The organism is Thalassobacillus sp. B23F22_16 (genome assembly GCF_043496955.1).
In the GTDB taxonomy this organism is placed as follows: Bacteria; Bacillota; Bacilli; order Bacillales; family Halobacillaceae; genus Thalassobacillus; species Thalassobacillus devorans_A.
Genome location: NZ_JBIEKD010000003.1, coordinates 42,327 through 61,263 on the forward strand (window position 1 = coordinate 42,327; position 18,937 = coordinate 61,263).

The 18,937-nt window shown below is 41.7% G+C and carries 20 protein-coding genes; 1 reads left to right on the forward strand and 19 read right to left on the reverse strand.

Annotated elements, in window-relative coordinates; translation table 11 throughout:
• Window positions 1-64: 64 nt before the first annotated feature.
• The 17 genes from nth to ACGTNI_RS04095 all read right to left on the reverse strand — a co-directional run bounded on the left by nth (window position 65) and on the right by ACGTNI_RS04095 (window position 15,752).
• On the reverse strand, window positions 65-712 hold the full coding sequence (gene nth, locus ACGTNI_RS04015) for an endonuclease III (RefSeq protein ID WP_394460215.1): 648 nt from the start codon (window positions 710-712) through the stop codon (window positions 65-67).
• A gap of 16 nt (window positions 713-728) precedes the next feature.
• A complete protein-coding gene (locus ACGTNI_RS04020) occupies window positions 729-1,421 on the reverse strand; it encodes a DnaD domain-containing protein (protein ID WP_394460217.1) in 693 nt (230 codons plus the stop codon).
• Window positions 1,422-1,573: 152 nt separating this feature from the next.
• A complete protein-coding gene (asnS, locus tag ACGTNI_RS04025; protein ID WP_394460219.1) occupies window positions 1,574-2,866 on the reverse strand; it encodes an asparagine--tRNA ligase in 1,293 nt (430 codons plus the stop codon).
• A 23-nt stretch (window positions 2,867-2,889) separates the two neighbouring features.
• Window positions 2,890-4,068, reverse strand: coding sequence for a pyridoxal phosphate-dependent aminotransferase (locus ACGTNI_RS04030; protein ID WP_394460222.1), 1,179 nt, complete (start codon window positions 4,066-4,068; stop codon window positions 2,890-2,892).
• A 14-nt stretch (window positions 4,069-4,082) separates the two neighbouring features.
• Window positions 4,083-4,616, reverse strand: a complete 534-nt coding sequence (locus tag ACGTNI_RS04035; protein WP_394460224.1) for a cell wall elongation regulator TseB-like domain-containing protein — start codon at window positions 4,614-4,616, stop codon at window positions 4,083-4,085.
• The gene (locus ACGTNI_RS04040; RefSeq protein ID WP_085508667.1) at window positions 4,570-4,740 is read right to left on the reverse strand and encodes a YpmA family protein; all 171 of its coding nucleotides are present in this window, start codon (window positions 4,738-4,740) and stop codon (window positions 4,570-4,572) included. Before ACGTNI_RS04040 ends, ACGTNI_RS04035 begins: the two co-directional genes overlap by 47 nt.
• 286 nt (window positions 4,741-5,026) lie before the next feature.
• The gene (locus ACGTNI_RS04045) at window positions 5,027-5,815 is read right to left on the reverse strand and encodes a ComEC/Rec2 family competence protein (RefSeq protein ID WP_394460226.1); all 789 of its coding nucleotides are present in this window, start codon (window positions 5,813-5,815) and stop codon (window positions 5,027-5,029) included.
• A 57-nt stretch (window positions 5,816-5,872) separates the two neighbouring features.
• Window positions 5,873-8,659, reverse strand: coding sequence for an ATP-dependent DNA helicase DinG (gene dinG, locus ACGTNI_RS04050; RefSeq protein WP_394460228.1), 2,787 nt, complete (start codon window positions 8,657-8,659; stop codon window positions 5,873-5,875).
• A gap of 103 nt (window positions 8,660-8,762) precedes the next feature.
• Window positions 8,763-9,152, reverse strand: coding sequence for an aspartate 1-decarboxylase (gene panD, locus ACGTNI_RS04055; RefSeq protein WP_394460230.1), 390 nt, complete (start codon window positions 9,150-9,152; stop codon window positions 8,763-8,765).
• A 20-nt stretch (window positions 9,153-9,172) separates the two neighbouring features.
• Window positions 9,173-10,039: a pantoate--beta-alanine ligase gene (gene panC, locus ACGTNI_RS04060; protein ID WP_394460233.1), complete on the reverse strand. Its 867-nt coding sequence runs from the start codon at window positions 10,037-10,039 to the stop codon at window positions 9,173-9,175.
• Window positions 10,036-10,872 (reverse strand): 3-methyl-2-oxobutanoate hydroxymethyltransferase, encoded by an 837-nt coding sequence (gene panB, locus ACGTNI_RS04065; RefSeq protein WP_394460236.1) that lies wholly within the window; start codon window positions 10,870-10,872, stop codon window positions 10,036-10,038. The genes panC and panB overlap by 4 nt, the downstream gene beginning before the upstream one ends.
• Entirely contained in the window at window positions 10,859-11,860 is a 1,002-nt protein-coding gene (locus ACGTNI_RS04070) for a biotin--[acetyl-CoA-carboxylase] ligase (protein WP_394460238.1), read from the reverse strand. Before ACGTNI_RS04070 ends, panB begins: the two co-directional genes overlap by 14 nt.
• On the reverse strand, window positions 11,836-13,059 hold the full coding sequence (locus ACGTNI_RS04075) for a CCA tRNA nucleotidyltransferase (protein ID WP_085508674.1): 1,224 nt from the start codon (window positions 13,057-13,059) through the stop codon (window positions 11,836-11,838). Before ACGTNI_RS04075 ends, ACGTNI_RS04070 begins: the two co-directional genes overlap by 25 nt.
• Complete coding sequence (gene bshA / locus ACGTNI_RS04080) at window positions 13,049-14,179, reverse strand: N-acetyl-alpha-D-glucosaminyl L-malate synthase BshA (protein WP_394460240.1); 1,131 nt, start codon at window positions 14,177-14,179, stop codon at window positions 13,049-13,051. The genes ACGTNI_RS04075 and bshA overlap by 11 nt, the downstream gene beginning before the upstream one ends.
• 4 nt (window positions 14,180-14,183) lie before the next feature.
• Window positions 14,184-14,597, reverse strand: coding sequence for a methylglyoxal synthase (gene mgsA / locus ACGTNI_RS04085; RefSeq protein WP_085508676.1), 414 nt, complete (start codon window positions 14,595-14,597; stop codon window positions 14,184-14,186).
• Between the two features lie 11 nt (window positions 14,598-14,608).
• Complete coding sequence (gene dapB / locus ACGTNI_RS04090; protein WP_085508677.1) at window positions 14,609-15,409, reverse strand: 4-hydroxy-tetrahydrodipicolinate reductase; 801 nt, start codon at window positions 15,407-15,409, stop codon at window positions 14,609-14,611.
• Complete coding sequence (locus ACGTNI_RS04095; RefSeq protein WP_394460243.1) at window positions 15,402-15,752, reverse strand: nucleotide pyrophosphohydrolase; 351 nt, start codon at window positions 15,750-15,752, stop codon at window positions 15,402-15,404. Before ACGTNI_RS04095 ends, dapB begins: the two co-directional genes overlap by 8 nt.
• Window positions 15,753-15,912: 160 nt before the next feature.
• Here ACGTNI_RS04095 and ACGTNI_RS04100 point away from each other — a divergent pair, with 160 nt between their 5' ends.
• Complete coding sequence (locus ACGTNI_RS04100) at window positions 15,913-16,782, forward strand: YitT family protein (RefSeq protein WP_394460402.1); 870 nt, start codon at window positions 15,913-15,915, stop codon at window positions 16,780-16,782.
• Window positions 16,783-17,433: 651 nt separating this feature from the next.
• Here ACGTNI_RS04100 and ACGTNI_RS04105 read toward each other — a convergent pair.
• Together ACGTNI_RS04105 and ACGTNI_RS04110 are read right to left on the reverse strand one after the other, a co-directional pair.
• On the reverse strand, window positions 17,434-18,117 hold the full coding sequence (locus tag ACGTNI_RS04105) for a zinc metallopeptidase (RefSeq protein ID WP_085508681.1): 684 nt from the start codon (window positions 18,115-18,117) through the stop codon (window positions 17,434-17,436).
• A gap of 65 nt (window positions 18,118-18,182) precedes the next feature.
• Window positions 18,183-18,926: a sporulation protein YpjB gene (locus ACGTNI_RS04110; RefSeq protein ID WP_394460247.1), complete on the reverse strand. Its 744-nt coding sequence runs from the start codon at window positions 18,924-18,926 to the stop codon at window positions 18,183-18,185.
• Window positions 18,927-18,937: the final 11 nt, after the last annotated feature.

The window sequence follows — 18,937 nt, forward strand, 5'->3', positions numbered from 1 at the left end:
TCTTAAATAATTTACCCTATAGAAAAGCCAGTAGCTTGTTTGTTAAGCTACTGGCTTTTTGAATTTATCTTTTTCGCATACGTTTTTTTCCTTCTCGACATATCTCAAGTAATTTACATTCCTCGCAATTAGGCCGTTGTGCTTTACAGTGATACCTGCCAAAGAAAATCATACGATGGTGTGTTTCACTCCATCTTTCCTTAGGTATTTTTCGCATCAACGTCCTCTCTACCTCTAATACAGAGTCTTTCCACCTGCAAATACCCAACCGTTTTGATACTCTTTCTACGTGGGTATCTACAGCAATAGCTGGTTCTTCAAAGGCAACAGAAGCTACCACATTGGCTGTTTTTCTTCCCACACCCGCAAGACTTTCTAATTGTTCCTTGGTCCGTGGTACCTCTCCATCAAATTTATCAAGCAGCGTCTGTGAAAGCTTCCGGATGTTTTTCGCTTTATTCCTATATAGACCGATGGAACGAATATCTTGTTCCAATTCTTCCAAAGGTACTGCCAGGTAGTCCTCAGGGGTGCGATATTTTTTGAATAAGTCTTTTGTTACTTTATTTACTAGCGCATCCGTACATTGGGCAGAAAGTACGACGGCAATCAATAAATCAAATGGATTAGAATGATTCAACTCGCATTCAGCATGTGGGAACATTTCTTCGAAAACATCCAGGCAATACTCGATTTGTTTTTTATTGAGCAACTGTCCATCTCTCCCTCTATTCTTCCTCCAGCCAATTATAATATAAAGAAATATCTTTGTTTGAACTTTGGCTTACGGTTTCTCCCGACTTCTGTTGACCCCTGAATTGTTTACCGGCCTGTCGTGCTTGATCAACACTGCGGATCCCCTTCTTCTTCCATTCCCTAAGGATACGATCTATATATTTGAAGTTTAGTTTCCCCATCAAAACAGCTTCACGCAATGCTGCCTTTATTAAAGGAGGCGGCTGTTCATCCTGATCGAGCCATATATTAATCGTTTCTATTTCAAAAGGAGATAACAAACGGCCAAATTCCTGTTCGAACAATACAAATAAATTCTCCTGTGAAGCAGCATCTGTCGTGGATGGGACCTCTTCACCTGCGGTATATAGTTTTTCCCATAATGGTTCAAAAGAGTAATATTCATTCAGGATACCATCTTCGTTCCTTTTTTGTTCAATTACCAGAATATTTTTTTTGATCAAACTGCGAAGCAGACGAGAGCAATCCTGGTCTGTGCCAGTGAGATATTTTGAAATTTCCGCAGGAGTCGGAAAAGGATTGCCATCATAATAAAACCTCTGGATTTGGAGTACGGTTATCAATTCTGCATCCGTAAGACCTATCGATTGATAATTCATCAATAATTTTTTGGAGAGCGTCATTTGATCATTCAATATATCCTGATATTGCTGATAATTACTCATATTTTTCACACCTTAAATGTATAGATACTGGATGTCTTTTCTAGTAATAGAGCTAACTTGAGCTCCATGAAACAATAACTAAGCTGGTCACAATATAGACCATGCACGGAGTCCGTTAGCATGGTCTATGAATAAGATATTTGCGACTTACATTATGGGTATAGACGATTGAGCAGACGCGGGAATGGTATGGTTTCACGTACATGCTCGACACCTGCAATCCAGGCGACGGTACGCTCTAATCCTAACCCGAATCCAGAATGCGGTACACTGCCATACTGACGCAGCTGAAGATACCATTCATATGCTGGTCCGGTCAGCCCGTGTTCTTCATAACGTTGTTTCATCAGCTCCATATCATCGATGCGCTGAGATCCTCCTATTATCTCTCCATATCCTTCTGGAGCAATCAAGTCCGCGCATAACACGACATCTGGACGTTTTGGATCTGGTTTCATATAAAAGGCTTTGATTTCGGCCGGCCAGTTTGTAATGAAGACAGGCTTGTCGAAGCTCTCAGCAATTGCAGTTTCATGAGGGGCACCAAAATCATCTCCCCATTCCACATCATCAAACCCTTTTTCTTTCACTAACTGAATTGCCTCATCATAGGTAATACGCGGAAATGGTGCTTGAATGTTTTCAAGTTTTGATGTGTCTCTATCAAGTATGGACAACTCAATCTTACAGTTTTTCAAAACAGATTGAACGACATGAGAAACATACTGCTCTTGTACTTGTAGACTATCCTCATGATCCATGAACGCCATTTCCGGTTCAATCATCCAAAATTCAATCAGATGGCGCCTTGTTTTAGATTTTTCTGCACGAAAGGTGGGACCGAAACTGAATACTTTACCGAGTGCCATTGCTGCCGCTTCCATATACAATTGTCCTGATTGAGACAGATAGGCATCTTCATCAAAGTATTTCGTATGGAATAGTTCCGTAGTACCTTCTGCAGAAGCACCTGTAAGAATCGGAGGATCCACTTTGACATATCCCTGTTCATTAAAAAATTCATAAGTCGCCCGAATGATTTCATTACGAACCTTCATAACTGCATGTTGTTTTTTCGAACGCAGCCACAAATGACGGTGATCCATTAAGAATTCTGTTCCATGCTCTTTGGGGGTAATTGGATAATCCACCGCTTCATGAATCAGTTCAAAGTCCGTCACCTGCATTTCGAACCCAAGTGGCGAACGAGTATCTTCTACAATTTTTCCGGTCACATAGAGAGAAGATTCCTGGGTAAGACTTTTTGCTTCCTGAAACTTTTCCTCCCCTATTTCTGCTTTCACAACCACTCCCTGCATAAATCCTGTTCCATCTCTCAACTGCAGGAATGCAATTTTGCCACTGAAGCGCTTATTTGCAAGCCACGCTCCAATCGTCACTTCTTCCCCTACATGTTTGTACACTTCAGCTATCGTCGTTTTCACAATGTTCCCTCCAACTAACTTGATTAATGATTTTCTACGAATCGTTTAATTCGTTTAGCCGCTTCTTCCAACTGATCTAGTGAAATAGCATAAGAAAGGCGAATATTATCCGGAGAACCAAAGCCTGAGCCAGGTACTACTGCTACCTTCTCTTCTTCTAAGAGTGCTTCCACCCATGCATCCACCGATTCAAACCCGTTCTTCTCGCTTGCTTTTTTCACATTCGGAAATAGGTAGAATGCCCCTTTCGGTTTCACACATTCTATTCCTGGAATTTCCACCAGCCATTCATACAACTTCTCCAAACGTTCACGGAACGCTTCTTTCATTTTGTTTACTTCATGTTCGTCTGTCGTATAAGCAGCTAAAGCAGCGTACTGTGCAATTGAAGTAGGGTTGGAAGTGGAATGTGAGGCCATGCTGGTCATCGCTTTTATGATTTCCGGATCACCTGCTGCATAACCGATTCTCCAGCCTGTCATGGAATGTGATTTTGAAACACCGTTAATGACAATCGTTTGTTTGTACAAGTCATCTGATAAGGAAGCGATAGAGACATGCTCTTCCTCTGAATAGATCAGCTTTTCATAAATCTCATCCGATACAATCAAAAGATCGTGTTTTAAGCAAATGTCTCCTAGTTCCTGCAATTCCTCTTTAGAGTACATCATGCCAGTTGGATTACTTGGTGAATTGATGATGACAGCCTTTGTCTTAGGAGTAATAGCAGCTTCCAGCTGGTCTGGAGTAATTTTAAAGCCATTCTCTTCCTTTGCTTCGGCAAATACAGGCTTACCCTCTGCTAATTTCACTTGTTCAGGATAGCTCACCCAATAAGGAGTAGGCACAATCACTTCATCACCCGGGTTAAGGACGACCTGGAACAACGTAAACAACGCATGCTTTGCACCGGTGGTGACAACTATTTGTGTATCTTTATAGCTTAAGTTCTGGTCTTTTGAGAATTTCTCAATAATCGCCTGTTTAAGATCTGGTATCCCGCCAGAAGGCGTATATTTAGTCAACCCTTGTTTCATGGCATAGGATGCTGCATCCAATATATACTCCGGGGTGTTGAAATCAGGCTCTCCTGCTCCTAAGCCGATGACATCATGCCCATCTGCTTTCAATGCCTTCGCTTTTGCGGTAATTGCTAACGTGCTGGATGGTGTCAATGCTTGTACTCGGTTTGCTAATTTCATTTTCTCCACTCCTCTTAAGATCGTTTGAATGCAAATTGCTGATAACGTTCCCCTGACTTCGCGTCATAATGAGCAAGCACATAACGGCCCTGCTCATCTATGTAGGTCATTTCCCATATTGGTCTTTTTTCTTCCAGACCTAATTTGATACCCAGCCATTCACATGAACGGCAAGACTCCTGCCAACTTTGTTTCAGCTTCGCTGAATCAACAAGCACTTCTGATTGCAAATAAGTTTCCAATTGCTTTTTGTCTGTACTGATAAAAGCGTAGCCTTTTTCACCAGTTTCCTCTTTACCGGATACGATGTGAAAGACCTCGTTACCGTTATACCTTTCAACACCAGTGATGTCAATTAACTCTGTTTCATTCAGAGCTATTTGTCTGGAACTTTCGAACCCCTCTCGCTTTTGGTCCAAAATAGAGGAATAAAATGTATAAGCCGAAATGGCCAATACTATTCCAAGGATAAAGGTGGCCAGCAGCGTCCATTTCAGCCAATCAGGTACGGTAGATCGTGAAGACTGCTGTGTCTTGATCATCTTCATCCAACGCCAATCCAAACATTAAATTTTCTTCTTTCAACGTACGGTTCAATGTATCCACTATTTTGTATAGATCATCACTATGTTTTATTTTTACAGTTGACAACGTTTCAATTTTGTTCCCCATTTTAATTCCTCCAAAAAAATCAGTTCATCTCAATATTTACTACTCATAATACCATGTTTCTAACAGATAATAATATTGTAACGTCAAGTCATCACCTAATCATTATAACAGTTTGCCGATCAGAAATTGATGGTGAATTCAAGATAAAATAAAAAACCTAACCCACAACCATCCTGTGCCCGACTTCGGGCACAGTTTTTTTAATGTAATCTTTATGTCTTTAAGGAGAAGAGTAACAGAAAAACAAAGGCTCTCGCCAACAGATTGGCGATGAAGCCAGGTTTTTCTAGTCAGAGGGTACATGGTATTGATCTTTACCTATTTCAATGGTGGTCGTTCCAGTCTGCTGCAATCGGTAAACGTCCATCCAAAAACCGTTCATCCGTTCAATCAGCCCATCATTTACTGATGTCCCTTTTCTTGTAAATAAAACAGCAAGGTGAGGATCTGTCTTTTCCAGAAATTGTTCTGTAGGAGAGGTTCCTGTACCGTAGTTTCCAATTTTCAATATTTGAAAAGGTGGTAAACCTTTATTGGAAATGTGAACTTCTTCTTCCAGATCTCCTTTCGTAAAAAAGATGATTCCAGTTTCATGAAAGGAAAGGTGTAAGGCCATCTGTTCATTCTCTGTATATATGACCTGTAAGGACACACCGTCTAATCGGGTTCGATCGCCTTCTTTCCAACTGACCGTCGATACACCATCCGGTACATTGCAATTATCTGTTAGTGAACCTGTATAAAAAATTTCTTCCACATCATAATCAGTGACTACTTCCTTCAAATTACCACAATAATCACTGGTCTGCCCTGTGAGAACAATCCCTTTGATTTTTTTCACTTCCAGTTTTTCCAATTCTTCTTTAAGTAATTTAAAACTGGCAGTTTCACCGGTATTAAAAAGGTAATTTCGTCTGCGGTCGGATTGGAGCAGTGTAGCTTCCCCATCAGGGATATTGAAAAATGTAATCTCCGCCTGGCTTTGCTCTTTCGGTTTATACTGTGACTGTTCCGGCCCACTTGCACCAGCAAGAATGAACCATACCATCAGTAAAAGAAACAAAAATCTTTTCATCTGCATCCCTGCTATCTTTCAAAAGTTTAACACCTTTAGCATATGCAGAGGAAAAAATCATAACCATTCTGTCGCTTTTTGCATCAGTCTGGAAGTACTGTCAACTTCCAGTGGTACTTCTGGGATCGATTCGATAAAATATTTGCCATATCTGGCATTGATCAAACGCTGATCACAAACAAAAACGATACCTCTGTCTGTACTCGAGCGGATTAACCTGCCAAAACCTTGCTTGAATCGAATGACCGCATTTGGTAAAGACTGTTCCATAAAAGCATTTTTGCCGTCTTTTTTCATACGTTCAGCCCTTGCTTGATACACCGGATGATTAGGCGGCTGGAATGGAAGCCGTACAATCATAAGACAGGATAAATCATCTCCAGGGATATCAACACCCTCCCAAAAAGAACTGGTTCCTAACAGAATGGATTGATCAAACGCCTGGAAGTTCTTTTTTAAACGTTCCCTGCTCCCACTTGTTACACCTTGGGCGAATAACATGAATTCTTCCGGCATAATGATTTCTCGTAATAATTCGTACGTCTTTTTTAACATATCATAGGAAGTGAATAACACCAGCATCCTGCCTTCCGTTATTTGAGCCATGGAGTAAATGGCTTCACATGTCGCCGTAATAAAGTCATCCTGATTGCTTTTAATATCTGGAAAATCATTCGGCACCATCAACCGTACCTGCTCATGGAAAGGATAAGGGGAAGGTATTTTCTTTTGTACAGGATTAAGTTCCGTTATGCCAAGCCTGTCGGTAATATACCGGAAAGAATGCTTCATCGTAAGGGTGGCGCTAGTCAGGATGACACTCGCTTTTACATCGAACAAGGATTGTTTTAGACGGGAAGCGATATTTACAGGTTCGCTGTATAAATAAACAGCATTGTGAGCCCCCATGGCGTCAATTTCGAGCCATTTTACTTCCTCTTCATCCTCGTTTAATAAATAATGGTTCAGCTCATCCTTCATCTGTATCAGTTTCTGAATAAAAGCAGCCATTTCTACAAAGTCTGAATTACTGGAATCAGTCAATACATTTTCAGCTGCCAGATGATCCGTCAATGTGTCCATTCCTCGCCCCAAATGATTAACATCAGCCGCCAGCCTTGCCATCATCTCTTTGATGGCTGATAATTGCTTTGCCTTCACTTTCTTTTGTTGATAGGTGAATTGCATTCTGCCAACGTCACTATGGTCTTTGTTTTTTTTATTATTTGACCTGACCAGATGGAATAAAAAACGAAACAGAGCATCTACTTCTTCCTTTAAGTTTTTATAAAAAGGAATCTCTTCTGTTATTATTTCTTGCATTTTTTCGGACCAGGTAGAATTCTTAGTCGTATACAAGGCTTCTAATTGATTAAAGTAACTTTGCCATAATCCATAATCCATATGAAGTCCAAAATATTTACTTGCCGTTGTTTCCAAGTGATGGGCCTCGTCGATTATCAGGTGATCGAATTCAGGCATAAAAGCGTGTTCCAGAGTTAAATCCGTACATAACAAGGAGTGGTTCGAAATGATAATGTCTGCTTCTTCCGCCCGCCTTCTTGCTTTACGATAAAAGGAGTATTTATTGGTCTTTGACCAAGTCTCCTCCGCTTCCTCCTGGTCGGTCGAAATACGATTCCATAAGTATCTTCCACTAGAAGGCAGTTGGATTTCATCGATATCTCCTGTGGTCGTCTCTGTAAGCCAGACAAGTAGCATTGCTTTGGATAATACAATATCGTAATTGTCCCGGCTTCCTTCCCTCAACTCCTTACTGAACCTGAGAGTACTGATATAATGTTCTTTCCCTTTTAAAAGGGCTATCTCGAAGGTCTTTCCAAATAACAATTGAACCTGAGGTATTTCTTTTTCCAATAATTGGCGCTGTAATTGAGTTGTGTAGGTGCTGATCACTACTTTCTTTTTTTGAGATAAGGCATAATATATGGCAGGAATCAAATAGGCCAAAGATTTCCCCGTTCCCGTTTCCGCTTCAATCAAGGCATGTTCTTCCGATGTAAATGCATCATAAACGATTTCAGCCATCGTTTTCTGACCTTCTCGATACTCATAACCAGAGACAATGGATGACAGGCCATCTTTCGAATGAAAAAGATGATCCAAATAGTCACCAAAAGAAGAGGCTGCTTCAAATTCATCGGCTGTTTTATTGTCGACCCTTTTCACAGCCAATCCATGAATAATATCTATTTCATCGCTTTCTTCCTCGGAGTACAGCTTTCTGGAAATTTCATCGTTCAATAATTGGCGTAAATCACTTTTAAATCCACTTTCCATTTTTAAAAGCTGCTCTAAAGTGAGTAGTGGAAGCTCTGAAAACTTTTGAAATAACTGAGCTAATAAGTCCACTGTAACCTTTGTGTCAGATAAAGCACGGTGAGGATCTTCATGTTGTATGTTCAGTTGTTCTGCCAGCTGCCCAAGCTTGAACCCTGGAGACTGAGGCAGTAATATCCGGGCTAGCTCTACAGTATCTATCACTGGGTTATCTAATGCTTTCAGCCCACAATCAGCAAATTCTTTATTCAAAAAACCAAGATCGAACTGGATATTATGAGCCACAATATAGGCATCTGAGAACTTTTCATACATCTCCTCTGCTATTTCAGAAAAAAGAGGGGCATGTGCCACCTGTTCATTCGTTATACCAGTCAGGTTCGTTATGAAAGGCGGTATGTCCTGTTCAGGGTATACCAGGGAAGAAAATTCCTCCATTAGCTCTCCATCTTCCCATATAACCACACCTACTTCGATGATCCGGTCGTTTTTGGCTGGTGTATTTCCGGTTGTCTCTAAATCGACCACCACGAATTTAGCCATAAGCCACCCCTCCTTTCGCTTGTTTCAAACAATAATAAAGGATTCCGCTTTGTGATGAAGCGAGAATCCCCATGTTAAGCATATATGAACAGCCTGGCCTTCGTCAGTTGGTAACTGCTGTTAAAGGAGGCTCTTCCTCAATGACTCGCAATACTTGATTATCCTCATCCATTAAAGCTATCTTCGGCTTAAAATCAACTAACTCTTCTTCCGATAACATAGCATAAGCAACAATGATGATGATATCATCCGGCTGGACCAGTCGGGCAGCGGCCCCATTCAGACAGACGACCCCACTCCCTCTAGCACCTGCAATCACATAGGTTTCCAGTCGGGCGCCATTATTGTTATTTACAATTTGCACCTTTTCGTGTGGAAGGATACATACTTGGTCCATAATATCCTGATCTATTGTAATACTGCCGACATAATTCAAATTTGCTTCCGTGACACGGGCCCGGTGTATTTTAGCTTTCATCATGGTCTGAAACATTATGTTCTCCTCCTAAAGAGTCATCCTGTAATTACCGCCCCGCTGCTGTCGAATACCAGGTTGTCGATTAGCCTTGCTTTTTCAAATTGTACAGCTGCGGCTATTATCATTTGTCCTTTGGGACGATCGATATTTTCCAGCTCCGGGTAGGATAGTAATTCAACATAGTCTATTTTACCATGAGTATGTGTTTCAATAAATGTATTTACAGCAGTCTTAACATTTTCCAAATCCTGCTCGCCACTCCGAATCATTTCGCGCCCTTTTTGCAAGGCCGTAAAAATTATCGGCGCTTCCTTGCGTTCCTGGGCATTTAAATTAACATTCCGGCTGCTTTTCGCCAATCCATCCTGCTCTCTCACTGTGGCTACAGGTACAATTTCTACCGGGAAATTCAAATCATCGACCAGTGCTTTTACGACTGCCACCTGCTGGGCATCTTTCATACCGAAATAAGCCTTCGTGGGCTGGCATAAATGAAAAAGCTTGGCCACTACCGTAACAACACCGTCAAAATGACCTGGACGGCTTTTTCCACATAATACATCCGTTCTTTTATTGACGCTTAATTGGATTGCGGATTCAGTAGGGTACATACTTTGTTCTGTAGGAAAAAAAAGCAAATCCACTCCGAGTTTTTGTGCAACCGTCTGGTCACGGACTTCATCCCTTGGATAGCGATCCAAATCCTCTCCTTCACCGAATTGAAGCGGGTTGATAAAAATGCTCAGAATTACTATATCATTTTCTTCTTTCGCCTTTTTTATTAGCTGTTCATGCCCTTCATGCAAATAACCCATCGTTGGCACAAAGCCTATTTTCTTCCCTTGGGCTTTAAATTCACTAGCTTTCTTCTGTATTATATCTGGTGAGTCGATAATTTTCATTTTTCCTCACCATTAACAGACGGCAAATAGGATGGATCCATGGTGAACGTATGCGCTTCGGCCGGGAAATCATGAGCCTTAACCTCTTTAACATAATTTCCAAGCGCCTCTGCAAAGTGTTGGTTTGCATCACCATACGTTTGGACAAATTTAGGCAGCCTGTCCACTCCGTAGTTCAGGATGTCATGATATACCAGCACTTGACCGTCACAGCCAGCGCCAGCTCCTATACCGATGGTAGGAATGGAGAGCTGTTCACTTATCAATGCCGCCAGTTCCTTTGGTACACATTCCAGTACAAGTGCAGTGGCACCGCTTCTTTCTACAGCGAGGGCATCCTCCACCAATTGTGCTGCTGCTTCTTTTTGTTTTCCTTGTACTTTATAACCACCCAGCACATTGACGGATTGAGGGGTCAACCCCAGGTGACCAACTACAGGGATCCCGCCTTCTGTAAGTCGTTCGATTGTAGGTAACACGTTTCCGGCACCTTCCACCTTCAATGCCTGGGCCTGGGTATCCTGGTAGATCTTCATCGCATTCTTTAACGAATCTTCTAAGGAAATATGATAAGACATAAACGGCATATCAACTACGACATACGTGTTGCCAGCCCCACGCCTTACGGCTTTGCCATGATGAATCATATCATCCACCGTCACAGGAATGGTTGAATCATAACCGAGTACGACCATCCCTAAAGAATCCCCTACTAAAATCATGTCCACGCCTGCATTTTCTGCAAGTTTGGCAGAGGGATAATCATAAGCAGTTACCATCGCAATTTTTTCGTTACTATTCTTCATATCAAGCATTTGTTTACGGGTTAGCATTGTAGCCATCATCTCCCCAATGTATTTCGGCAGAGTAAAGTTTCTCCTGCTTGCCATCGTTTGTCCGAGTCAATAATGCACCATCACTTTCAATGCCGACCAATGTAGCCGGCCATGTTTTTCGCATCGTGGATATAGTAACTTCCTCTCCGATTTTATATCCATATTTTTCCCATTTTTCCTTAACGGCTTGGAAACCTTTATCGAGAAACTGCTCGTATGTATTTTCAAAGGTCTCGAGGATGAGCTGGATCAGCCAATTGATTTCCCACGATTTTTGGGACTCTATCTTCAATGAGGTGGCTTTGTGTCTGATATCTTCCGGGATACTCTGCTGATCATGATTAACATTTATCCCGATGCCGAGCACGATATATTGAATCTGATCCTGTTCCGCTTGCATTTCTGTTAATATTCCGGCTATTTTTTTATGATTAATCAATATATCATTCGGCCATTTAATTTGAGGGGTGAGCTTGGTTACAGAAGCGAACACCTCTGCCAGCACCACGGCCGTGAGCAAGGTTATTTGGGGAGCCTGAACTGGCGGCAATTCCGGTTTCAATAATAAACTCATCCAGATTCCCTGGTTTTTGCCGGAATGCCATGGTCTTGACATTCGCCCTTTCCCTTTTACTTGCTCGTCCGCGACTACTACTGTTCCATGGCCGTATCCTTCCTTGACTAACTGGTGAATGATTTCCTGTGTTGAACCTACTTGCTCATAATGAAAGATTTCCTTGCCTATCCGTATTGTATTTAATCCCCATCTTAACGTATTCTTGGTCACTTTATCGGGAAAAGCGACAATTCGATACCCTTTACGCGGGGCAGCTTCAATCTTGTAACCATCCTTCTCCAGTTCCTTCATATGTTTCCAGACAGCAGTTCTGGAAACATTCAATCGCTTGGAAAGCTCCTGCCCTGAAAGGTAAGCGTTTTTATTGCTTTCCAGAATTTTAATCAATCTTTGCCGGGTGGATTCCATGCCTGTACCCACTCCTTTATTTCATTATAATCGTTCGCAAGTTCCCTGGAAACTACCTTCTTCTCCAGGGAAGCAAGCAGTTCACCTATCCAAGGCCCCTTTGGAACGTGCGGAAACAGTTCCATTAGGTGAACGGCCTTAAATTCAATATCACTACGATCCGTAATCACTAAATTCTTTCTGATGTATGTTAATTTATTGGCAACTCCGCTGGATATAGCCGGGAAAAGGAGGCCGACAAGCCGGATAAAGCCCTTATCCAAATGAGGAGGCATGTTATAGACCAGCCATTCATCCAGACCATGAAGTTTATATTGCTCCAGAGCCTCTACATAAGCTTTTGCCTCATATTTAACCCGCCTGGAAAGCTTCCATTGTTTCACCCATTCATCCACGGTGAGTTCCGGGTGATGGAAAACAAAGAAGCTGATAAGTTCCGCAAAATCATCGAGAGGATAGGTGATTTCTTTTGCGTATTCAAATAGAAACGGGTGTTGCTGGAACACAGGGAAAAAACGATGGATGCCCGATTGTATACATGCTTCTACAGCCTGAATCAGATGTTCGCCTCGAAATAACTTTTCAAATTCCACAGCAATTCGCTCAACAGCTATCTCCTTTAACCAAATTCCCTGCTTATGGATAGCTGCAGAAGTGCCTTTCTCTATACGAAAGCCTAGTTGGCTGCTAAACCGGATAGCACGCATAATACGAAGCGGATCCTCTTGGAATCGTTCCAAAGGGTCGCCAACCGCCTTTATCTGTTTGTCTTCGATTGCTTTCACACCCTCAAAAGGATCGATAACCTTCCCATCTCTGTCCAATGCCAAGGCATTGATCGTAAAGTCTCTGCGGGCCAGGTCTTGCTCGATATCGGTAACAAATTCAACCTTATCCGGGTGGCGATGGTCTTCATATCCTGATTCAGAACGAAAAGTAGTTACTTCATAGGATTCCCCTTCGTATCTGATAATTACAGTTCCATGCTCAATCCCCACAGGGATCACTTTTTTAAATAGTGCCTGAATTTCCTGGGGAGTAGCAGAACTAGCTATATCAACATCACCAATACCCTTGCCGATTAAGGCGTCACGTACAGAACCGCCAACAAAGAAAGCTTGAAAGCCATGTTTCTCGATTCGCTCCAGGACGGGAAGTGCTTGTTGGAATGCTGGAATTTGATTGATTTTAACGTTCATTATTCAACACCTTATCATAAAGAGCCTCGTATTGTTTCAATATCTCTTGTGAATGGAACTCTTCTTTAACACGCTGTTCGCTTTGTTTAGAGAATTTCTCCCAGATGTCTTTATTTGCCAGGATTTCTATACTTTTTTTACTGATATCTTCGATGTCTCCGATATCAGTAATATAACCAGTTTCTCCATGTAAAATAACTTCTGGTATTCCACCTGCATTCGTTCCAATACAAGGTACTCCGCAAGCCATTGCTTCCAGCAGGACAAGGCCAAAGCTTTCTTTTTCTGAAAGCAGCAGTTTAAGGTCGGAAATGGAAAGGAGCTCCGACACGTTCTCTTGTTTTCCTAAAAATAGTACATGGTCCTGCAGACCGAGATCCTGAACTAATTGATACGTATTAGAGAACTCGGGACCATCTCCGACAAGCAACAGCTTTGAAGGTATTTCCGCTGCTATTTGATGAAAGGCATGAACGACATCTGCCACCCTTTTTACTTTCCTGAAATTTGAAATATGAATGATAACCTTTTCTTCCTGGTCAATATGATACTGTTCTTTGAGGTTTCGATCGGAGTGGCGAAAATATTCCCGTTCATCCACAAAGTTATATAGGACGTCCATTTCCCTCGTTATCGACAACATCTCTTTGGTCTGTTCCGCCAGACTTTCTGAAACAGTAGTCACCCGGTCTGACTGCTCAATCCCAAATTTAATAATATTTTTCATACTAGAATCTATTCCGAGAACGGTAATATCCGTACCGTGCAAGGTTGTTATTATTTTAACCTCATGATTTGCCATTTGTTTAGCAAGAATTGCACAAATAGCATGAGGCATCGCATAATGAACATGGAGGATATCAAGCTTTTCCCGGTTGATGACTTCAGCCATTTTGTTTGCAAGTGCCAGGTCATATGGAGGATGACTGAATACCGGATAATTGGTCACTTCTACTTCATGGTAAAAAATATTGGAGTAAATCCGGTTTAACCGAAACGGGACTTGAGAGGTGATGAAATGGATCTCGTGTCCTTCCTCTGCTAGTAATTTTCCTAATTCTGTCGCTATTACCCCAGAGCCCCCCACTGTGGGGTAACAGGTAATTCCTATCTTTTTCACACTATCACCCTTGCTTTTCTCTGTCTTTAATGATTTCCCGCCAATTCAAATCTCCCCGTTCCAGCGCTCTAATTAAAATTTCGGCACCGGCCAAATTTGTCGCAAGGGGAATTCTGTGTACATCACATAAACGCAACAGCGCACTTACATCAGGTTCATGAGGCTGGGCGGTTAATGGATCCCGAAAGAAAATAACCATATCCATGTCATTTTCAGCAATTTTAGCACCGATTTGCTGATCGCCTCCCAGTGGTCCTGACTGAAAACGAAAAACATTCAGCGATGTAGCTTCAGCTATCCGTTTTCCTGTGGTTCCGGTAGCAAATAGGTTATGATCCTTTAAAATATGTTTATAAGCGAATACAAATTGAAGGATTTCTGGTTTTTTCTCATCGTGCGCTATTAAGGCTATATTCATTAGTCTCTCCCCTAATCTAATAAATTTTCCAGACCGTAAGCTAACACATCCATTTCCATGACACGTTCAACAGAAAGCTTTACTCCTGTCATGAATGAATCACGATTGATAGAGTCATGCTTAATTGTCAAAGTTTCTCCCAAACCGCCAAACATAACCTCCTGATGGGCTACTAGGCCCGGGAGTCGCACACTATGGATTTTCAGTCCTTCACTATCAGCGCCACGGGCACCTTCCATCGTTTCTTTTTCATCCGGGTGTCCCTGCTGTTTGGCTTCTCGCTCTTCCTGGATCAATTCGGCCGTCTTGACTGCTGTACCGGAAGGAGCATCAAGTTTCTGATCATGATGGCGTTCAATGATTTCGACATCCGGGAAATGTTTGGCCGCCCATTTGGAAAATTGCATCATTAATACAGCACCAATCGCAAAATTAGGCGCAATAACAGCACCAAGCTGTTTTCGCTCAGCCATTTCTGTAAGTTCTTCCAGCTGATCTTTTGTAAAACCTGTCGTACCTACTACTGGACGTACCCCGTGTTCTAAAGATAACTTAGTATGTTTATAACCGTACTCAGGTGTGGTCAAATCAATAAAGACATCCGCCTCCACTTCATTCAAGCATACTTCCGGATCCTCATAAATTTTAGCTTCAAAGGCAGGGAGCCCTTCAATATCTTTGATCTGTGAGCCACCATACTTACGATCCACACAAGCAGCCAGTTGAAGATTATCCGAGCGATCTATCATTCTTAAAGCTGCAGAGCCCATTTTTCCTCTTGGTCCGGCCACAATCACTTTAATATTATTCATTTTCCTTACCCCTTTCAGATTTCCTTGTCCATCTATTTTTATCACGTGTTTCTATTTTCGTCATCGAACGATCAAACGCTTCGGAAAGGTCAATATTCAACGAATTAGCAAAGCTGCTTAATACGAAAAGGACATCTCCTAATTCCTCTTCTAAGGACTTTTCATCTTCGGAACTCTTCTTAGGTTTTTCCCCATAATGATGATTGACCTCTCTGGCCAGTTCTCCTACCTCTTCTGACATTCTAGCCATCATACTTAATGGAGAAAAATAACCTTCTTTAAATTGGGATATGTAGCGATCTACCCTTTCCTGCATTTGCCCGGTTGTAAACGAATCATTCATGATGATACCTCCCCACATTAATGTCTATCTTTAAATGTTAGCCAAAACTGAAGGCTTTGACAAATTATTTAATCGAATTACCTCCTTTATTGTCGCTTTGACGATATTTGATTATAATGGTAGACATGCACGCGACTGTGGAAAGGAGGATATAAAATTGATTTTAGGGTTAAAGTATAAAAACATTTTCTTCATTTTACTTGGATCTGCTATCTTCTCATTCGGACTTGTACACTTCAATATTCAGAACAACTTAGGAGAGGGCGGCTTTACAGGTATCACCCTCCTCTTGTTATTCTTATTTAATTGGGACCCTGGAATAATGAATATCGTACTGAATGTCCCGGTATTAATTGTTGGTTGGAGAATTCTTGGAAGGAATACTTTCTTTTATTCCTTGATTGGAATCTTTGCTGTTTCCGTCTTTATCTGGCTCTTTCAAATATATACCATTGATATTAATCTTCAATCAGATATGACACTGGCCGCACTTTTTGCAGGTGCATTCGTCGGGGTCGGTCTGGGAATCATTTTCAAATTCGGAGGAACAACAGGGGGAGTCGATATCATCGCCAGGCTGATACATAAATATTGGGGCTGGTCGATGGGGCGTGCGATGTTTGTTTTTGATACCGCCGTCATTTTCACATCTATTATCACCTATTTGAATATGATCCAGGGGATGTATACGTTAGTGGCTGTCTATATAGCAGCCAGGGTTATTGATTTGATTCAGGAAGGAGCCTATGCAGCAAGAGGCGCTACTATCATTTCTTCTAAAAGTGAAGCGATAGCTGCAAAAATATTGAAAGAAATGGACCGGGGAGTCACTGTACTGGAAGGTCGTGGATCATTTACCGGAGAACGTCGAGACGTGTTATATTGCGTTGTCGGAAAAAATGAAATTGTTCGCCTGAAGAATGTCATTGACGCTATTGATCCTCATGCTTTTGTAGCAGTTACATCCGTACATGATGTGTTAGGCGAAGGGTTTACATTGGATGAAAATAAGAAGCCAATTGAATATTAAGCGCAATATAAAGCTTATTCAATTAAAGGGCCGAATTGTGGAAGACTCAGTTTCAAGATAGTGAGGGTTCTTTACCATAATAGCGTCAGGGATGTCCGGGAAACTACTCGCTTTCCTGCGGGGGAACCGGCAAGCCTCCTCGGTCGTTTTCACTCCCTGTGGGGTCTTGCCTAGTCCCTTCTCCCGCGGGAGTCTCGCAGTTTCCCTGCCACCCCATCCGAAGGATGGGAGAAAAGAACCCCTGTTATATTGCAGATGTCTTCTACTTTTAATGGATAATTGAATAAAGACGCGGCTTTAAGCTCATATTTCAAGCATAGCTCACTCTTGGTTTGAAGAACGATATACCGATGTTTCCGTATCTCTCATAAACGCAAGGAGGTCCGGGAAATTGCGAGACTCCTGTGGGATGAACATGATCGGTGAGATCCCGGAAGGCGAAGCCTGAGGAAGCTCACCACATGCCCACGGAAAGCGAGTAATTTCCCGGACCTCCTAACCGTTACTATCGTAACGGAAACAATTTATCTCGAAACTGAGTCTTCAATTAAAGGGAGCTTTTCTGTAAAAGTTAGTGTGAGATCCAACATAAGAATAATCAAGAATAAAAAAATCAGGATGCCGGGATTTCTTGGCACCCTGATTTTTTACTTAATCTTCGTTCATCGCGAAAAACATTAAAAGGAAACGGATCAATTCTGCTAGAGCTACCAGTGCAGCCGCGACATATGTCAATGCAGCAGCATTCAAAACCTTCTTCGTTGGACGCTCTTCGTTGTTGGTGATGACTCCAGTTGAAACCATTTGCTCCATTGCTCTGTTGGAAGCATCAAATTCGACTGGCAACGTAATCAGCTGGAACAAAACAGCTGCAGCGAAGAAAATGATACCCAATAGCAACAGACCACTCATCCCCAATAATGCTCCCCCAATGATGAGGAAAATAGAAATGTTAGAACCAAAACTTGCAACAGGGACTAAAGCAGATCTTAAGCGGAGAAAAGCATAATCCTGTGAATCCTGTATAGCGTGACCGACTTCGTGTGCTGCTACAGCAGAAGCAGCCATCGAATGACCGTGAAAATTATCAGTAGACAAACGGACTACTTTTTTTCTAGGGTCATAATGGTCAGAGAGCATCCCTCTTGTTTCCTCTATTGAAACATTATATAATCCATTATCATCTAAAATCTTCCTTGCCACCTGTGCTCCTGTCATGGAAGATGACGTCGCAACCTTTGAATATTTTTTATACGTACTCTTCACTCGTGACTGTGCCCACAACGGTATAATCATCAAAATGGCCACATAAATCAAATATGATCCTAAGCCCATGTTCATTCCTCCATCAAAAATTGTATATCTCTATAGGTTAATATTAGTCAATTGACAGAAAAAGGTCAACTATTTGAATTGCGTTTATAAAGCCTTTCTTTAACCGCTTTTTTCTCGGCCTGATACTTCCGATAACCCACGTACAATAGTGTCAGTATGATACATCCGCCGACAATAATAATTGTCCATACCAGGGCATCAAGACTCATTCCTCCTCCTGGTTCTTTCTGCATCATTTCTATAGATAAGCTGAGTATGCGGTCAATTTCTTCAGCTTCATCAGCCTGGGATAATAGGTTGTAATGATGATTGAATTGTTGAAAGAAAGCTTCATCAAATGTGAGAGCAGCTGCAGGGAGAACACTTCCCCAAAACGATTTAATATCTTCTAATGAAGTGGTATTATCTATACCTATTTGATTATGATATTGTTCGATGTTTTCGAGTAGCTTTTCTTTTTCTTTCACAATTAAACGTGGTTCCTTATTAACTAATGCATCCAGCCATAATACCAGGCCTAAGTGTTCATAAAGCAGGGAATCGATATCTCTTTGCGCTCCCAAAGCATGTTTCTTTATCTCCTTAAACTCACTAAGATGATCGGGGTGATTTTCTTGCATATAGTTTTCCAATCTTTCTTCATTGTAGCGCAGTAAATTATGGGAAAGCGATAAATCGCCTTTTTTGACAGCTTCATAATACTCGTCCAAAAAGTGTGGAATCGTATTAGGGGCAGCAGCTTGAACGTGTATAGACAAAATCCCTATCAATAGTAGTAACAGCCCAACAGTCGATGATTTACGCAGCATTGTGCCCACCT